The 19081-nt window shown below is 76.1% G+C and carries 6 protein-coding genes; all 6 read right to left on the bottom strand.

Going from position 1 to position 19081, the window contains the following annotated elements; translation table 11 throughout:
* Position 1 precedes the first annotated feature (1 nt).
* The 6 genes from ACN27C_RS26370 to ACN27C_RS26395 are packed head-to-tail and all read right to left on the bottom strand — an operon-like array spanning position 2 to position 18838.
* Positions 2 to 955, bottom strand: coding sequence for a TauD/TfdA family dioxygenase (locus tag ACN27C_RS26370; RefSeq protein ID WP_422748810.1), 954 nt, complete (start codon positions 953 to 955; stop codon positions 2 to 4).
* Positions 956 to 986: 31 nt separating this feature from the next.
* Positions 987 to 6437, bottom strand: a complete 5451-nt coding sequence (locus ACN27C_RS26375; RefSeq protein ID WP_422748812.1) for an SDR family NAD(P)-dependent oxidoreductase — start codon at positions 6435 to 6437, stop codon at positions 987 to 989.
* Between the two features lie 29 nt (positions 6438 to 6466).
* Positions 6467 to 9970: an amino acid adenylation domain-containing protein gene (locus ACN27C_RS26380; protein ID WP_422748814.1), complete on the bottom strand. Its 3504-nt coding sequence runs from the start codon at positions 9968 to 9970 to the stop codon at positions 6467 to 6469.
* Positions 9967 to 12273 carry a lantibiotic dehydratase gene (locus ACN27C_RS26385; protein ID WP_422748816.1) on the bottom strand — a complete coding sequence of 769 codons (2307 nt, stop codon included), beginning with the start codon at positions 12271 to 12273 and terminating at the stop codon, positions 9967 to 9969. Before ACN27C_RS26385 ends, ACN27C_RS26380 begins: the two co-directional genes overlap by 4 nt.
* Positions 12270 to 15380, bottom strand: a complete 3111-nt coding sequence (locus ACN27C_RS26390; RefSeq protein ID WP_422748818.1) for a thioesterase domain-containing protein — start codon at positions 15378 to 15380, stop codon at positions 12270 to 12272. Before ACN27C_RS26390 ends, ACN27C_RS26385 begins: the two co-directional genes overlap by 4 nt.
* Positions 15377 to 18838 (bottom strand): AMP-binding protein, encoded by a 3462-nt coding sequence (locus ACN27C_RS26395; RefSeq protein WP_422748820.1) that lies wholly within the window; start codon positions 18836 to 18838, stop codon positions 15377 to 15379. The genes ACN27C_RS26390 and ACN27C_RS26395 overlap by 4 nt, the downstream gene beginning before the upstream one ends.
* Positions 18839 to 19081: the final 243 nt, after the last annotated feature.

Below are 19081 nucleotides of genomic sequence, written 5' to 3' on the forward strand. Positions count from 1 at the left end.
GTCAGTTCGCTCCTGCGTTCTCGGGGGTGTGCGGCTCGGCCATCGCGACGGCGATCTTGCGGGGACCGGTGAACGGTTCCCGGCCGTGCGCGGCGGTCATGTTGTCCACCACCAGCACGTCGTCGCGCTGGTAGTCGAAGCGGACGGTGGCCGCCCGGTAGGCGGCGCGCAGGTGGTCCATGACGTCGGCGGGGATCTCGGCGCCGTCGCCGTAGTAGGTGTTCGACGGCAGCCCGTCGGCGCCGAACATGGCCAGCAGCCCTTCCTGGTAGTCCTTGGGCAGGGTGCTGAGGTGGAAGAACGTGGCGTGGTTGAACCAGCGCGGGGTGTCCGACCCGGGCCGGTGGTGCACCACGTCGCGGACCGCGCGGGTACGCAGGCCGTCCTTGCCGACCCACTCCACGGTGATCCCGTTGTCCGCCGCGTACGCCTCGACCTCGGCGCGGCTCTCGGTGTTGAACACCTCCTGCCAGCGGGTGCCGAAGTCGCCGTGGAAGTTGCGCACGAGCATCCACCGGCGGCTGATGAACTCCTCCCGGACCGTCGGGTCGATCAGCTCGTAGACCCGGCGCACGTCGGCCAGCGGCGTGGCGCCCAGGCTGTCCGGCGGCGTGACGCAGTAGAAGAACAGCGTCAGCGGCCAGCGCGCCTGGTACGAGTTCTCGTTGTGCAGGAAGATCTCCTCGTCCGGCGGGTAGTCGGTCGAGGTGTAGACCCGGCCCTTGATGGAGTGCCGGGGCGAGGAGCGCTCGGTGTAGGTCAGCGGCTCGCCGGCGAGCGCGCGTACGGCCTGGTCGAAGCCGTCCACGCCGCCCACGTCGAAGCCGCGGAACAGCAGGCCCCCGCTGGCGACGAGGGTGTCCCGCAGCTCGGCGCGCCGGGCCGTGATCAGGTCGGTCAGCGCCCGGCCGTCGCTCTCGACGACCACCGGCAGCGTCGCGGTTGTCTCGCTCATGGTGCGGTGTCTCCTTGTGTGCGTCGGGATGTCAGCCGCGGGGCAGCCGCGGGATGGCCGGGATCGCCGCCGGGGCGGCCGGTGCGTCGGCGGGCGCCTCGGCGCGCAGCTCCTCGATCCGGGCGGCCAGTCCGGCCACCGTGGGGGTCTCGAAGAGGCTGCGCATCGGCAGCCGTACGCCGGTCGCCTTGCGCATGGCGGCGATGAGCTGCACGGCGACCAGCGAGTTGCCGCCGAGGGCGAAGAAGTCGTCGTCCACGCCGACGTCGGTGACGCCGAGGCCGTCGCGCCACACCTGGGCGATCGTCTTCTCCAGTTCGGTGCCGGGCGCCGCCGAACCGCCGCCGGTGGCGGCCGTCGTACCGGCCGGCGCGTCGGTCTCCTCGGCGAGGCTGTCGGTGGTGACCCGGGCGGCCCGGCGCCGGATGTCGGCGACGGTGCGGGTGGCGATCACCACCTGGGCGCCGAGACCGGCGGCCAGGCTGCGGCGGAACGCCTCCGCGCCGTCGACCGGGCGGATGTCCTCGGTGACCGGCGCCGGGGCGTCACCGGTTGCCGCCGGGGACTCGGCCAGGTTGCCGGCGACCGCGTCCTGGTCGACCCGGCGCAGCACGAAGTCGCTGATCGCGACCAGTTCCCGGCCGTCCGGGTCGCGCAGCGACAGGTCGGCGGCGACCACCTCGTCGGTGGCGGCGGGCCGGTGCCGCAGGTGACTGTGGAACGTCGCCGGGAGCGCGCCGCGCACCACGATCCGGCCGTACGACAGCGGCAGGTAGGTGCCGGAGCCCTGCCCGCGCCCGAACGCGGTCGCCACGTCCAGCAGCGCCGGGTGCATGCCCCAGGACGGCAGGTCACCGAGCGCGGCGGCGGGTGCCTGCACCCGGGCCAGTTCCTCGCCGTCGGCGAGGTGGTGCTCGGCCAGCGCCGCCCAGCGCGGCCCGAACGTGAGCATGCTGGTGCGTCCCCGGCCGAACGAGGCGTCGTCGTCGACCCGCCGCCCGGCCACCACTGGGACGGCGGCCGGCGGGGCCGCGTCGGTGGTCCACCCGGCGGTGCCGCGTACGTGGGTGCGCGCGTGGCCGGCGGCGAGGCTGGCGACGGTGAAGTCGGTTCCGTCCTCGGCCGGGGTCAGCTCGACCCGGTACTGGGCCACGGTGCCGTCCGGCACCGAGAACGGCTCCAGGAACACGACGTCACGCAGCTCCACCGCGGCATCAGGCCCCGGCGCGGGCAGCGCGGCCACCACGGCGGCGCGCACCGACTCCAGGTGGGCGGTGCCCGGCACCACCGGCACCCCGCCGATCCGGTGCTCGTCGAGCAGCCAGTGCGTGTCCGCCGAGACGAGGCCGTGCAGCACCGTGCCGTCCGGGCCGGCGACCATCGTGGTGAGCACCGGATGGTCGACCGCGGTGGTCACGGTGTCCCGCCCGGCGGCCCGGAACGCGGCCGGCGCGGCGGTCTCCACCGCCATGCCGACCTCGGCCCAGCCGCCCCAGTTCTGCGACACCACCGGCGCGCGGAATCCGGTGCCGGAGCGCGCGAACGCGTCCAGGAAGTTGTTCGCGGCGCAGTAGTCGACCTGGCCGAACCCGCCGATCACCGCGGTGATCGAGGAGCAGAGCACGACGAAGTCCAGCGGCAGGTCACCGAAGACCCGGGCCAGCGCCAGGGTGCCGGCCAGCTTCGGGGCCAGCACGCGCCGCGCCTCGTCGTGCTCCTTCACCTCGGCCATGCCGCCGCCGGGCAGACCGGCGGCGTGCACGATGCCGTCCAGCCCGCCGAACCGGCGCTCCGTCTCGTCGCGGACCCGGCGCAGGTCGTCCGCGTCGGTGACGTCGGCGGCCAGCACCAGCACCTCGGCGCCCGCGGCCTCCATCCGGCGGATCGCCGCGATGGCGCGTCCGGCCCGGTCGGCGCCGCCGTGCACCGCCAGGTGGGCGTCCCAGTCGTCGCGCTCGGGCAGCCCGGAACGGGCCAGCAGCACCAGCTTGGCTCGGGCCCGGCGGGCGAAGTCCTCGGCGAGGGTGACGCCGATGCCGCCGAGACCGCCGGTGATCAGGTAGCGGCCCTCTTCGCGCAGCACGCCCGGCTCGTCCTCGGCGGCCACTGTGACCTGCTCGTAGCCGGCCAGCCAGCGGCGGTCGCCGCGCAGCGCCACCTCCGGGTGCTCCGCGTCGACCGGGCTGCGCAGCTCGGCCACCAGGGCGGCCACCCCGCGCGCGGCCGGGTCGGTGTCGAGCAGCCGCACGGTCAGGCCGGGCAGCTCGGCCGGGAGCACCCGGGCCAGGCCGGCCAGCGTGGCGTGCTCCGGGCGGACCAGGTCGTCGCCGCGTACGTCGCCGATGCCGGCGGTGACCAGGTCCAGGCGTACGCCCGCCTCGTCGGCCGTCAGACCGGCGCCGGCCAGGGCCTGCACCAGGTGCAGCGCGCCGAAGAAGCCGCGCTCCTGCGCCGCCCAGGCTGCCGCCGGGTCGGTGCCGGCCGGGTCGCCGTCGAGCGCGAACGCGTGCACGATCCGCCGGGGCAGGTCGGTGCCGAGCGCCGCGACCAGTTCCTCGGCGTCGGCGCGTACGCCGGGACGCAGCCGGAAGCCGTTCGCGGTGGCGGTGAACGCCTCGCCGGCGCGTACCTCGACCGGGTCGTCACCGGCGGCGCGCAACGCGGCCACGAGCGCCTCGCCGCGCGGGCCGTCGGCCAGCACCAGGCAGCGGCCCAGCGGCTCGGCCGTGCGGACCGGCGGGGCCTGCCGCCACGCCGGCACCGCGAACCACTCCGGCAGCGGGCGGGGGCCGGTCTCGGCGGGCGTCGCGGCGACCTCCTGCTCCGGGTCCGGGTCGATCCAGTAGCGGCGCCGCTCGAACGGGTACGTGGGCAGCGGCACCCGCCGCGCGTGCGGGTCGGCCGGGAGGCTCACCGGCACCCCGGCGCACCAGAGCGCGCCGGCCGTGCCGAGCAGCGCGGCCACGTCGCCGGTCTGCTCGCCGGGGCCGGGCAGGCTGCCCAGCGGCGTCAGCGCGCGCTGCGCCTCGCCGGCCTTGGCGACCTGCATCCGGGCCAGGTTGGCCAGCTGCCGGCCGGGGCCGCACTCGACGAGCGCCCAGGTGCCCTCGGCGAGCAGCGTGGCCACGCCCGCGCCGAAGCGGACCGGGCGGCGCAGATGCGCGGCCCAGTACGCCGGGTCGGTGGCCTGCGCCTCGGTGATCCAGGTGCCGGTCACGTTCGACACGAACGGCACCGCCGGGGCGCGCAGCGGCACCGTCGCCATCAGCGCGGTGAACTCGTCCAGGATCGGGTCCATCATCGGCGAGTGGAACGCGTGCGAGGTGCGCAGCACCTTCGACTTGTTCTTGCCGCCGAGGCTCGCCGCGAACTCCTCCACCAGCGCGGTCTCACCGGCGACCACGCAGGTGCCGGGGCCGTTGACGGTGGCCACCGACAGGCCCTCGGGCAGCCGGCCGGCCACCTCCGACTCGTCCAGCGTGACCGCGAGCATCGAGCCGGCCGGCAGCGAGTGCATGAGCCGGCCCCGGGCGGCCACCACGCGCAGCGCGTCGGCGAGGTCGAGCACCCCGGCCACCGTCGCGGCCACGTACTCGCCGATGGAGTGGCCGATCATCGCGGCCGGGGTCACCCCGGCGGCCCGCCAGGCGGCGGCGAGCGCGTACTCGACTGTGAACAGGGCGGGCTGGGTCCAGCGGGTCTGCGTGAGCTTGTCCGCCGCCTCCGGGTCGCGGCCCAGGATCAGGTCGCGGATGTCCAGGCCCAGCTCGGGGCGGAGCAGCTCGGCGCACTCGTCGACGGCGGCGGCGTACGCGCTGTCCTGCGCGTACAGCTCGGCGCCCATCCCGGCGTACTGCGCGCCCTGGCCGCTGAACAGGAACGCCACCCGGGGGGCCGGCCCCTCGGCGGCCCCCCGGTGACCCTTGCGCCGCTCGCGCAGCGCGGCGGCGGCGGACGCCGGGTCGCCCGCGACCACGGCGGCGCGGTGGGCGTACACCTGGCGGCCGACGCGCAGCGTGTGCGCCACGTCGGCCAGCGCGACGTCGCTGCCGCTCTCCAGGTGGTCGGCGAGCCGCCGCACGGCGGTGTCCAGCGCGGTCGGGGTCTTCGCCGACACCTGGAGCAGGTGCGCCGGGCGGGCGGAGGGCTCGGCCCGGCCCGCGGCCGGGGCCTCCTCCAGCACCACGTGCGCGTTGGTGCCGCCGATGCCGAAGGAGCTGACGCCGGCCCGGCGCGGACCGCCGTCGGTGTCCCACTTGGTCAGCGTGTTCGCCACGTAGAACGGGGTGTCGGCGAAGTCGATGGCCGGGTTCGGCGTCTCGTAGTTGATGGTCGGCGGGATCAGCCCGTGCTCCATCGCCAGCACCGTCTTGATCACGCTGACGATGCCGGAGGGCTGGCTGAGGTGGCCGATGTTCGACTTCACCGAGCCGATGCCGCACCAGCCGCGCTCGTCGGTGTCCTTGGTGTAGACGGCGGACAGCGCGGCGACCTCGATCGGGTCGCCGAGCGCGGTACCGGTGCCGTGCGCCTCGACGTAGCTGATGCTGCGCGGGTCGACGCCGGCCAGCTCGACGGCCTGGGCGACGGCCTCCATCTGCCCGTCGATGCTGGGGGCGGTGAAGCCGACCTTCCCGGCGCCGTCGTTGTTGATCGCGTTGCCGAGCACGACCGCGCGGATGGTGTCGCCGTCGGCGATCGCGTCGGAGAGCCGCTTGAGCAGCGTCACGCCCACGCCGCTGCCCCACACCGTGCCGTTCGCTCCGGCGTCGAACGGCCGGCACCGCCCGTCCGGCGAGGTGAAGCCGTCCATGCCGAGGTAGCCGACGTGCGGCAGCTCGATGTTGACGCCGCCGGCCAGGGCCATGTCGCACTCGCCGTTGCGCAGCGCCTCGCAGGCCAGGTGGAACGCCACCAGGGAGGTGGAGCAGGCGGTGTGCACTGTCATGCTGGGCCCGCGCAGGTCCAGCCGGTACGACACGTTGGTGGCCACGTAGTTCGGCGAGTTGCCGGTGGCCAGCGAGACCGCGCCGTGCGGGTTCCCGCCGACCCGCTTGTTGCGCAGCACGTTGCGGTGCATGTACGTGTTGCCGCCGGTGCCGGCGTACACGCCCACCGCGCCGTCGTAGCGGCCCGGGTCGTAGCCGGCGTCCTGCAACGCGGTGTAGCAGGTCTCCAGGAACAGCCGGTGCTGCGGGTCGGTGATCTCGGCCTCGCGGGCGGTCATCCCGAACAGGCCGGCGTCGAACTCGTCGTAGCCGTCCACGAGCGGGGCGCGGTTGACCCAGCCCGGGTCGTCGACCTCCTGCGGCTGGGCGCCGCGGGCGAGCTGCTCCTCGCGGGTCAGCTCGGTCGTCGACTCCACGCCGTCGACCAGGTTGCGCCAGAACTCGTCGACGTCGGCCGCGCCGGGCAGGCGGGCGGCGAGCCCGACGATGGCGATGGGCTCGACGCCGTCGTCGGCCGGAATGTCGTTCTGCATGGGGGTTCCTTCATTCACAAGGGATCGCGTCACGGGTGAGGTCGGCGGGGTGGCGGGGTACGGCGGGCGCGGCCCCGCCGGGCGGCGGCGCGCATCGCGGCGCGGGCCAGTTCCGGCCGGTCGGCGGCCCCGTCGAGGCTGGCGGCGAGCGCCCGCACGGTCGGGTGGCGGAACAGGTCGAGCATGGTGATCGAGCGGCCGGTGGCCTCGGTGAGCCGGGCGTGCACGGCGGCCAGGGCCATCGAGTGGCCGCCGATGTCGAAGAAGTTGTCGCTCACGCCCACCTGGTCGCGGCCGAGCACGTCCCGCCAGATCCCGGCGATCAGCTCCTCGGTCGCGGTGAGCGCGTCCGAGCCGGCGGGCAGCGGCACGCGGGCCGGTTCGGCCGTCGCGACGCTCATCGCGCCGAGCGCCGCGACCCGTACCGCCGGGCGGGGCAGCTCGGGCGCGACCTCGGCAGCCGGGGCGTCCGGGTCGGCGGCGAGCGCGCCGACCAGGGCGGCCAGGTCGGCCAGGAGCGCTTCGATCCGCTCGCCGGTGAACAGGTCCGGGTTGTGCACCACCTCGACGCCGGCCCGCCCGTCGCGCTCCACCACGTAGACGGTCAGGTCGAACGGCGACCCGGGCTTGGGCACCGGCACCGGCTCGACGGCCAGGCCGGTGAGCGTCAGCCGGGGCGCGACGAAGTTGAGCACGTTGAACAGCACCTGCACCAGCGGGGCGCGGGAGGTGTCCCGGCCCACGCCGAGCGCCTCGACGACGCGTTCCAGAGGCGCGCCCGGGTGGGCGGTGACCTCGTGCAGCTCGGCGGCGGCCCGGTCGACCTGCTCGGCGAAGCTCGCGCCGCCGGAGCGGACCCGCACCGGCACCGTGTCGATGAAGAACCCGATCACCTCGTCGAACGCGGCCAGCCGCCGGTCGGCGACGATCGCGCCGAGCACGTGCTCGTCGCCGCCGGTGACCCGGCGCAGCAGCTCGCCGAACGCGGCCAGCAGCACCGCCGCGACGGTGGTGCCGCGCCGGGTGGCCAGGTCGCGTACGGCCCGGTCGGCGGTCTCGTCCAGCCGTACCGCGGCCTCCGCGCCGGCGTACGTCTGCACGGCCGGGCGGGGACGGTCGCGGGGCAGGTCCAGCACCGTGGGCGCGCCCGCCAGGTGCGCGGTCCACCAGGCCAGGTCGGTCTCGCCCCGGCGCCGGTCCCGGTCGGCGCGCCACACCGCGTAGTCGGCGTACGTGGCGGGCAGCGGCGGGCGGCCCGGCACGGACCGGCCGAGCGCACGGGCGTACGCGAGCGCCAGCTCGTCGTAGAGCAGCGCCTCGGACCAGCCGTCGAAGACCGCGTGGTGCACCGTCACCGCGAACACGTGCTCCTGCGCGGCGAGCCGGTACACGGTCACCTGCCAGGGCGGGCCGGTGGCCAGGTCGAACGCGTGCCCGGCGCCGGCCGCGAGCATGCCGGCCAGCTCGGCGTCCGGGTCGGCGGCGCCGGTCAGGTCGACCACCGGCACCGCCACGTCGGTGGGTTCCTCGCGGACCGCGTACGGCACGCCGCCGTTGCACGGGATGCGCCAGCGCAGCACGTCGTGCCGTTCGGCGACGGCCCGCAGCGCGGCGCCGAGCGCGGTGACGTCCAGCGGCCCGCGCAGCCGGTGCGCGACGGCGATGTTGTACGGCGCGCTGGACGGGGCGAGCTGGTCCATGAACCACAGCCGCCGCTGCGGCGGGGACAGCGTCGGCGGGTTGCCGGTGGTGAGCCCGTCGGCGCCGGCGGGGTCGGCGGCGCGGACCCGGTCCACGAGCGCGGCGAACGTGCGGTCGGCGAACAGCACCCGCGTGTCGACCTGCCGGCCCAGCTCGGCGCGCAGCGCGGCGACCAGCCGCATCGCGGCGACGGAGTTGCCGCCGGCGGCGAGGAAGTCGCTGTCCGGGGCGGGCGCCGCGCCGAGCAGCCGGGTCCAGACGCGCCGGACCGCGGCGGTCACCGGGTCGTCGTCGGCGGGGGCGTCGGCCACCCCGGCCGGGGCGGTCGCGGCCAGCTCGCGCAGAGCCGGCCGGTCCAGCTTGCCGGTGGTGGCGCTGACCGGCAGCGCGTCCAGCCGCACCGTCCGGGCCGGCAGCATCGCGGTGGTCAGCCGCGTCGCCGCGTACGCCCGCAGCTCGTCGTCGTCCGGCGCGCCGGCCGGGGTGAGGAACGCGACCAGCTCGGCGCCGGCCGGGCCGGGCACCGCCTCCACCGCGACCCGCTCGACGCCGGGGCAGGCGGCCAGCACGGCCTCGATCTCGCCCAGTTCGATGCGCTGGCCGCGCACCTTCACCTGCCGGTCGGCGCGGCCGAGGTAGACGATCCGGCCGTCCGGGCCCTGCCGAACCAGGTCACCGGTGCGGTAGAGCCGCTCGCCGGCCACGTCGCCGAACGGGTCGGGCACGAACCGCTCGGCGGTCAGGCCGGGCCGGTTCAGGTAGCCGTCGGCCAGGCCGGGGCCGCCGATCAGCAGCTCGCCGGTCTCCCCCGCCGGCACCGGGCGCAGGTCGGCGTCGACCACGTACGCCCGGTGGTTGGGCAACGGCCGGCCGATCGGCATCGGGTCGGTGTCGGCCGGGGTGAGGTCGCAGGTGACCGCCAGCACGGTGGTCTCGGTCGGGCCGTAGCCGTTGAGGAACCGCCGTCCCGGCGCCCAGCGGGCGACCAGCTCGGCCGGGACCGCCTCGCCGCCGCAGAGCAGCACCCGCCACGACGGGAACCCGGCCGGGTCCAGCAGCGACAGCACGGTCGGGGTGATGAAACCCCAGGTCACCTCGTGCTCGGCGACGAACCGGGCCAGCCGCACCGGGTCGGCCCGGTCGTCGGCGCCCAGCAGCTGCACCGCGCCGCCGAGCGTGAGCGGCACGAACAGGTCCATGGTGGCCGCGTCGAAGCCGAGCGAGGCGATGCCGAGGCTGCGGACCGAGGCGTCGGCGCCGGTCAGCGCGCTCACGCCGGTGACGAACTCGACCGCGTTGCGGTGGGTGGTCAGCACGCCCTTCGGGCGGCCGGTGGAGCCGGAGGTGAACAGCACGTACGCCGGGTCGCCGGGGCGGGCCGGGCAGGGCGCGAGCGGGGCCGGGCCGGGCAGGCCGAGCGCCGTCACGCCGGGCTCGTCGCCGAACTCGGCGACCGCCGCGTCACCGACCACCACCCGTACGCCCGCGTCGCGGGCGATCCCGCGCAGCCGGGCCCGGGGGCCGCCCGGCTCCAGCGGCACGTACGCGGCGCCGGCGAGCAGCACGCCGACCACCGTGACCACCAGGTCGGGGGTACGCGAGCCGCACACGCCGACCCGGTCGCCCCGGCCGACGCCGTGCCCGCGCAGCGCGGCGGCCACCCCGGCGGCCCGGTCGACGAGCTGCCGGTAGGTGAGCCGGGTGTCCCACTGGCGCACCGCCACCGCGTCGGGGGTGCGGGCCGCCTGCGCGGTGATCAGGACGGCGAGGGTGGCGTCCGGCCAGGGCAGGTCGGTGCCGTGGACGGCGCTGACGGTCAGGGTGTCGGTCACCGGAGTGCTCCAAGGTGCTCGGCCGGGTCGGTGATCTGGAGGCGCAGTTCGCTGACGTAACCGCGGCCCCGGGCGTCGGGCACCCACGCCTCGGCGGGTGCGGGCAGCAGTTCGGAGACCACCACCGGCACGTCCGGGCCGGTCCGCAGCGCGGCGTCGACCATCGCGCACAGCGACTGCGCGTACAGCGGGCCGGTCAGGTCCACGTAGCACGGTTTGACCTCGGTGCCGACCTTGACGAAGACCCGCTCGGGCAGGCCCGTCTCGGCCCGCCAGCGGCGTACCGCCAGGTAGCGGGCGGTCTCGTCGGGGTGGCCGCCCAGCCCGCACGCCCCGGCCGTGGTGCGCCAGGTGCGCCGGGCCACGACCAGCCGGTCGATGGTGATGCGGGGCGTGTACGCGGCGGCGCCGAGCAGCTTGAACGCATCCAGCAGCAGCGAGCCGAGCAGCGTGGCGAACACCTCCATCAGCGGCCAGCGGGCGCCGTCGGGGAAGACCGCGGTGAGCTGGTCGCCGGTGCGTTCGACCAGCACGGCGGTGGCCGGGACCAGGCGGTCCACGTCGGCGCCGTGCGCGGTGTCGATGCCGAGCTGGCGGTCCGCCGGGCCGGTCAGCGCGTACGTGGTGCGGGTGGTGCGGCGGGGGAAGCTGTCCGGCCAGAGCACCCGCAGCCGGACCGGGCCCAGGTCGGCGTCGAGGTCGGCGCGCAGCGCGGCCGGGTCCGGGTGGAACGGGCTGAGCACCGCGCTGTCGAACGCGACCGAGGCCGGGTGCAGCTCGCCGAGCACCAGCAGGAAGTCGCCGCGCTCGACAGCCTCCGGGGAGGCGGCGCTGAGCTGCACGTCCGGGTTGTGCAGCCGGGCCGACGGCCAGCCCGGTCGGGCGGCCGGGAACAGCTCCCGGGCCCGCTCGGTCAGGTCCGCGGCGCGCAGCCACAGTTCCGCCTGCCCCTCGGGCAGGTCGGCCAGGCCGAACAGCTCGGCCCAGCGTGCGGTGAGCGTGGCGCCGGCCCGGCCGATCGGGCCGTCCGGGGCGACGAGCGTGCCCTGGGCCAGCAGCCACAGGTCGGCCAGCCGCACCGGCCCGCCGTCGGCGGCGAGTTCCTCGTGCAGCTCGGTGAAGAGCTCGCCGCAGCGGGCGGCCACCTCGGTGGTGAACCAGCGGGCGGTACGCAGCACCACCGCCATCGGCTCGGCGAGCGCGTCGAGCACCGCCGACCCGATGCGGAACTCCAGGTCGCGGGCGGTCTCCTCGTAGCAGACGGTGCGGGCGGCGTACATCTGCCCGCTGTGCCGGGTGGCCGGGCGGCCGGTGACGGCGGTGAACTGTGCGTTGAGCGCGGCGAGCGCGGCGCCGAGCCGGTCCGGGTCGCCGGCCGCGGCGGCCACCTCGTCGCGGGCGGCGCACAGCCGGCCGAACTCGGCCGCCGTCGCGGCGCGCACCGGCTCGTCGCCGATCGCGGCGATCCGCGCGGTGAGCACGTGCTCGGCGTCCGGCGCGATCGGCAGGTTGGCGCCCCAGTTGAGCTGGCCGCGCTCGACCCAGCGGTCCAGCAGCAGATAGACGTCGTCGGCGCCGTGCACCTCGCCGGCGTCGCACAGCCGCTGCGCCAGCTCCACCGCGGGCGTGCGCCCGTCACAGGCGCCGAGCACCAGCGCCTCGACCGGGGTGAGCGCGATCGGCGGGTGCAGCGGCCAGCGCAGTTCCCGCCCGGCGACGGTCAGGTGCGGTTGCAGGGCGGGCGCCCACCAGCGGCGCACCGCGAGGTCGTCGGCGAGCCGGTCGGCGTACGCGATGAGCGCCCAGGCCTCGAAGTACACCCGGCGCCGGTGCACGAGCGCGTCACCGGGCACGGTGTGCACGCCATGCTGGGAGGTGTCGAACGTGCCCCAGCAGACCGGGCCGAAGAAGCCGATGGTCTCGGCCTTGCCGCAGTAGCGCTGCCAGTAGCGCAGCAGGCTCAGCTCGCGCTTGCGGCGGCGGACGTTGCGGACCTGCGGGTCGGTGCGCAGCAGCCCGTCCAGCGCGATGAGCATGTCCGGGTTCTGCCAGGTCACCGCCTCGCGCAGCAGCGGGTCGGCGGCCAGCTCGCCGGCCACCGCCGACGAATCGGCGAACGCCTCGGCCAGCGCCTTGCCGAACACCTCGGGGCCGGTGTCGCCGGCGAGCAGCGCGTCCGCGGCGGCGGCGCAGTCCGGCGCGGCGAACCGGTCCAGCCCGGCGGCCGGGAAACCGGCGGTACGCAGGACCACGTCCCGCCACACCGACCAGCCGGTCTCGCCCAGGGGCAGCAGGTGGCTCACCGGTGGTCCTCCCGCCGGGCGTCGGCGATGTGCAGGCGCAGCTCGCTGAAGTAGCGGCGGCCCTGCCCGTCGGGCACCCACGCCTGATCCGGTGCGGGCAGCATCTCGCTCACCGTGAACGAGACGTCGTCACCGCCGTCGACCCGGGCGGCGCGCACCATCGCGCAGAGCGTGGTGGCGAACGCCGGTGCGGACAGGTCCACGAAGCAGGGCTTGGTCTCGGTGCCGAGCTTGACGTAAACCTGCTCGGGCAGGCCGAGGCGGCGGCGCCAGTCCCGGACGGCGAGGAACCGGTCCCGCTCGCCGTTGGGCACGGCGAGGCCGCTCTCGCCGACAGTGGTCCGCCACGTCTGCCGGGCCAGCACCAGCCGGTCCACGGTGATCCGGGGCGTGTACGGCGCGGCGGCGACCAGCTTGAACCCGTCCACGGCGTGCGCGCTGAGCGGCTCGGCGAAGATCTCGACGAGCGGCCAGCGCTGCCCGTCCGAGGCGGTGGCGACCAGTTCGCCGTCGACGTCGTCGACGACCAGGTCGACTGTGGGCAGCACGCGGGCCGGGTCGGCGCCCGGCGCGTCGAGGAACGCCAGGTGCCGGTCGGCCGGGCCGGTCAGCGACTCGGCGGTACGGCTGGTCCGCCGCGGCCAGTCGGCCGGGAACAGCAGCCGGACCCGCCGCTGCCCCATGTCCACCGCGAGCGCGTCGCGCAGCCGCTCCACGTCCGGGTGCGACGGGGTGAACACCGCGCAGTCGAACGACGACCAGGCGGCGTGCAGTTCGCCGAGCACCATCGTGTACTCGCCGCGCCGCAGCGCGTCCGCGTCGGTGGCGCAGATCTGCAGGTCGGGGCTGTGCATGGCGGCGTTGGACCACTCGGGACCGTCGCCGGGGAACACCGCGTCGATCCGGCCGGCGAGGTCGGCCGCGCGCAGCCGCACGTCGGTGGTGCCGGCGGGCAGCGTGTCCAGGCCGAACAGTCCGGCCCAGCGGGCGGCGAAGTCCGCCGCGACCGCGTCGACCGGCCGGTCCCCGTCGCCCCAGAACATCCCCTGGGCGAGGAACCACAGGTCGGCCAGCGGCACTGGGGCGCCGGACTCGGCGCGCAGTTCCTCGTACAGGCCGCGCAGCACGTCCAGGTAGGCGCGGGCGAGCGCGTTGGCCAGCCAGCGGGCGGCGCGCAGCAGCACGTCCAGCGGGGCGGCCAGCTCGGCCAGCAGCGGCGCGCCGAACACCACGTCCAGGTCCCGGGCGCTGTCCTCGTAGCAGACCGTGCGCCCGGCGTACATCTGTCCGGCCCGGCGCACCGCTGGCACGCCGGTCAGCTCGGTGAACGTGGCGTCGAGGGCGTCCAGGGCGGTCCGCAGCCGGTCCGCGTCGCCGGCCGCGGCGGCGACCTCGTCGCGGGCGGCGCGCAGCCGGTCGAACCCGGCGCGGGCGGCGGCGCGGGCCGGGTCGTCGCCGATCGCGTCGATCCGGTCGGCCAGCACCCGTTCGGCGTCCGGGCTCACCGGCAGGGCCGCGTCCCAGGTGATCAGTTCCCGCTCCACCAGGCGGTCGAGCAGCGCGTAGCCGTCCTCGGGGCGGCGCAGCCCGATCGCCGGGTCGGCGACCAGGTCGGCGGCGGGGCGGCGTCCGTCGGCCGCGCGCAGCAGCGCGGCCTCGACCGGGGTCAGCGTCAGCGGCGGCCGTCCGGGTCGCAGCACGGCCCGGTCCCGGACCGCCAGGTGCGGACGGAGCATGGGCGGCCACCAGCGGCGGACCGCCAGGTCCGCGCCGATCCGTTCGGCGTACGCGGTCAGCGCCCACGACTCGAACCACACCCAGCGTCGGCGGGTCAGCCCGTCGCCGGGGTTGACCCGGGCAACTTCCGGCTGCGCCGGATCGACAGTGACCCAGCAGCTGGGCCCGAAGAAGCCGACCGTCTCGTTCTTGCCGCAGTAGCGCTGCCAGTATTTGAGCAGCGCCCGTTCCCGGTCGCGGCGGCGGACGTTGCGGGCCGCGTCGGCGCCGCCGCGCACCAGCCCGTCGAACGCCACCAGCGCGCCCCGGTTCTGCCAGGTGACCGCCTCGCGCAGCAGCGGGTCGGCGGCCAGCTCGCTGAACCGCTGCGCGCCGGCGCGCAGCGCCTCCTCGAACTCCTTGGTGAACCGGTCCTCGCCGGCGCCGGTGGCCAGCAGTTCGTCGGCCGCAGCGGCGGCCCGGGGCGCGGTGAACAGGTCCAGCCCGTCGGCCGGGAACCCGGTGGTCCGCAGCATCGCGTCGCGCCACACCGACCAGCCGGTGTCGCCGAGCGGAACCCGGTGCGCGGCGCCGGCGGTCCCGCGACCGGCGGCGCGCACCGGGTCCGGACCCGCGTCCGGCGTGCCGGGGCGGGTGTCGATGGGCGCGGCGGTCAGGTCGGCCCGGATCAGCGCGGCCAGCTCGGTCAGCCGGTCGTGCAGGAAGAAGTGCCCGCCGTCCAGCTCGTGCAGGGTGAACCCGGCCGCGGTGTGCTCGGCCCAGGCGGCGCTCTGCTCGCGGCTGACCGCCCGGTCGGTGCGGCCGGCGAACACGACGATCGGCACCGGCAGCGGCTCACCCGGCACGTGGCGGTAGTCGTCGACCCGGCCGAAGTCGGCGCGCAGCAGCGGCAGCAGCAGTTCCACCAGCTCGGGGTGGTCGAGCAGTTCGGCGGGGAGGCCGCCGCCCTCGCCGAGGCGGCGCAGCAGCTCGTCGTCGCCGGCCCGGGACAGGCCGTCGAACGGGCCGGGCGTGGCGACGTGCGGGGCGCGGGCGCCGCCGACGTAGAGCCGCAGCGGCAGCGGGCGGCCGGTGCGGCGCAGCTCGCGGACCACGTCGAAGCCGAGCCGTCCGCCCATCGAGTGGCCGTAGATCGCGTACGGGCGGTCGGCGCGGGAGGCGATGGCGTCGGCCACCTCGGCGACGCTGAAGCGGGGGTCCTCGGTGATCCGGTTCTCCCGGCCGGGCAGTTGCACCGGCACCACGTCGACGTCCGCACCGAACTCGGCCGCCCAGCGCCGGAACGCGCTGGCGCCCGCTCCGGCGTAGGGCAGGCAGAACAACCGCACCGGCGCCTCGGGTCGGCTTCCGGCGGAGACGAACCAGTTCACCGCGGACCTTTCTGCACGGGGTCGATCCAGTGCCGGCGGCGCTGGAACGGGTAGGTGGGCAGTCCGGTGCGCCGGACCGTGCCCTCGGGGTGCAGCGCGTGCCAGTCGACGTCGCGCCCGGCGACCCACTCGGCGGCCGTCTCACGCAGCGGTCCACCGTCACCGGCGATGCGGGCGCCGGTGTCCAGCAGCACGTCCAGCGCGGACAGGGCGGCCGGCAGGTCGGCGGCGACCACCGCCGCCCGGTGGGCGAACGCCCGCCGGCCCAGCGCCAGCGTGGCGGCCACCTCGGACAGTGCCGGGGCGGCCCCGGCGAGGTGGCTCCGCAGGCGGGCCAGCGCTGCCCGCAGCGCCGCCGGGGTACGCGCGGAGACGGGCAGCAGCCACGGTCCCTCGCCGGGCGGGTCGGCCGGCTCGGCGGGCGGCGGCTGTTCCACCACGACGTGCGCGTTGGTGCCGCCCAGGCCGAACGCGCTCACCCCGGCGACCCGGCGCCCGTCGTCCGGCCAGTCCCGCGCCTTGGTGGGCACGTAGAACGGTCCGGCGGCCAGGTCGATCTCCGGGTGCGGGCGGGTGAAGTGCAGGTTCGGCGGGATCACCCCGTGCCGGACGGCCAGCACCGTCTTGATCAGCCCGGCGATGCCGGCGGCGGCGTCGAGGTGGCCGATGTTGGTCTTCACCGAGCCGAGCGCCGTGGACTCGGCGGGTGCGGCGCCCGCGTACACCTCGTGCAGCGCTGCCACCTCGATGGCGTCGCCCAGTGGCGTGCCGCTGCCGTGGCCCTCGACGAAGCGGACCTCGCCGGGTGCGACCTCGGCGGTGGCGAGCGCGTTCGCGACGGCGGCGGCCTGCCCGGCCGGGCCGGGCACGGCGAAGCCGGCCCGGTCCGGGCCGTCGTTGGTGACCGCCCAGCCGGGCAGGATCGCGTAGATGCGGTCGCCGTCGGCCTGCGCGTCGGCGAGCCGGCGCAACGCCACCACGCCCGCGCCGGAGCCGAAGCCGGAGCCGGCGGCGGCCTCGTCGAAGGCGCGGCACCGGCCGTCGGGCGAGGCGAGCCCGCCCGACCGGTGCCGGGGCCACATCACCGTGGACCCGCCGGCCAGCGCCAGGTCGCACTGGTAGTCGGCGAGGCTCTGCGCGGCCACGCACACCGCGACGAGCGAGCTGGAGCAGGCGCTCTGCACGGCCATCGCGGGGCCGGTCAGGCCGAGCCGGTAGGCCACCTGCCCGGGCAGGTGGTCGGTGAACTGGCGGCCGACGAGCCGGGCCTCCCAGTCGTCCGGGTCGACGCCGCCGACCACCGCCGGGTTGTCCATGAGGTGGAACAGGAAGTAACGGTTGGCCGAGGTTGCGGCGTAGACGCCGACGAGTCCGGGGAAGCGCGCCGGGTCGTGACCGGCGTCCTCCAGCGCCTCCCAGGCGGTCTCCAGGAACAGCCGGTGCTGCGGGTCGGTCCGGGCCGCCTCGTCGGCGCCGAAGCCGAAGAACTCGGCGTCGAAGTCGGCCACCCCGTCGAGGCGGCCGGTGGCGCGGACGTGCCGGGGGTCGGCACGCAGGGCGGGGCCGACACCGAGCGCGGCCAGTTCCTCGTCGGTGTGGTCGTGCACCGAGTCGACGCCGGTGCACAGGTTCCACCAGAACGTGGCCACGTCGGGCGCGCCGGGGAACCGCCCGGCGACGCCGACCACGGCGATCTCGTCGCCGGTGTACTCGCGGGCGGCGCGCACCGGCGCGGCGGGCGCGGGCAGCACCGGCGCGCGGACCGCGTCGGGCGGGGCGTCCAGCAGCGCCGCCTGGGCGGCGACGCTCGGGTGGTCGAACAGGCGCAGCATCGGCAGGCGTACGCCGAACCGCTCGGCGAGGCGCTGCTGCACCTGGCCCAGCAGCAGCGACTGCCCGCCCACGTCGAAGAAGCTGGCGGTGCGGGCGACCGCGTCGCGGCCCAGCACCGCGCACCAGATGTCGTGCACGGCGCGTTCGGTGTCGGTGGCCGGGGCCTCGCCGGCGGGCACCTCGGTGACCGGGTCGGGCAGCGCCCGCTCGTCGACCTTGCCGGTGACGGTGAGCGGGAACTCGTCGACCACCACCACCGCGCGGGGCACCGCGTAGCCGGGCAGCGCGGCGGTCAGCGCGGCGCGCAGCACCGCCGGGTCCGGGCGGGTTCCGGCCGGCCGCGCGTACGCGAGCAGTTCGCCGTCGCGGACGACGGCGCGGACGCCCGCGACGCCGGGCTGGGCGGACAGCACCGCCTCGATCTCGGTCAGCTCGACCCGGTGCCCGCGCACCTTGACCTGCCGGTCGAGCCGGCCGAGGCAGACCAGTTCCCCGCCGGGCAGCAGCCGGCCCAGGTCACCGGTGCGGTACGACCGCACCCCGTCGGCGTCGACGCCGAACCGGTCGCTGTCCTGGTTGAGGTAGCCGGGGGCGAGGTGGCGGCTGCGGACCACGATCTCGCCGGTGTCCGGGGCGAGGTCCAGCCGGTAGCCGGGGAACGCGACGCCCACCGGCAGCGGCCCGCGGGCGTCCGGGTCCACCTCGGACAGCGGCTGCACGTGCCGGGCGGCGAACGTCATCTCGGTGGCGCCGTAGCCGTTGACGAGCACGCAGTCGGGGGCGAACCGGTCCCGGCCGCGGGCCGCGTCGGCCCAGGTGGCCTGCTCGCCGCCGAGCAGCACCGCCCGCACGGTGGGCAGGCGGCGCGAGCCGAGCGTGTCGAGCAGGAAGCGGTAGACGGTGGGCGTGCAGTGCAGCACCGTGGCGCGGTGCCGGTCGAGCTGGTCGACGGCGTGCGCCAGCCCGTGGCGGCGCAGGTCGACCGGGACGACGGCGGCGCCGGTGAGCAGCGCCGGGTAGAGGTCGGGGATGGCGGCGTCGAAGCTGAACGACGCGAGCAGGCTGAGCCGGTCGTCCGGGCCGGCGCCGAGCGCGGCGATCTGGTTGTCGACGACGTGGGCGAGGTTGCGGTGGGTCTGCCCGACCGCCTTGGGCACGCCGGTGGAGCCGGAGGTGAACAGCACGTACGCGAGCGCGTCCGGGTCGGCCGCGACCTGGTGCAGCGGGGCCGGCGGCACCTCGTCCAGCGCGACGACCGGGCGCTCGCCGGCCAGTGTGGACGCCAGGTCGCGGTGCTCGGCGGCGCAGGCCACGGCGGTGACGCCGGCGGCGTCGACCATGTGGCGCAGCCGGGCGACCGGGAAGCCCGGGTCCAGCGGCACGTACGCGCATCCGGTCGCGAGGGCGCCGAGAAGCGCCGCCACGGTCGGTGCACCGTGTGCGGTGAGCAGCGCGATCCGGTCTCCGGCGCGCAGGCCCGCGGCGGCGAACACGGCAGCGTGTCCGCCGGCCGCCCCGGCCAGCTCGGTGTAGGTGACCTCGTGGGTCTCACCGAGAAGTGCCGGACGTCCGCCGTGTACCGCCGAGATCGCGCCGAAACGATTGATGATCATCGTCTCTGCCATGTCAGGATGCGGGTTGCGCTCCACAGAGGGCAGGCAGGCAGCAATCGACGAATGTGATCATTGATCCCCCCCAGGACTTCACATTGGAAGCAGAATATGGCTCGATTCCTGCGCCGGAAGAGCGGCGATGAGGCTTGAGCCGAAGAGGGGACGGCACCTTGGAACCTCGGACGGAGGAATTCGTCCGATCATCCCTCTAGCGCGTAGACGATTTACAGCGTACGTGACGGGCGACAAGTTATT

Origin of the sequence: Micromonospora sp. WMMD1219 (genome assembly GCF_049315215.1) — a bacterium.
Lineage (GTDB): Bacteria > Actinomycetota > Actinomycetes > Mycobacteriales > Micromonosporaceae > Micromonospora > Micromonospora tulbaghiae.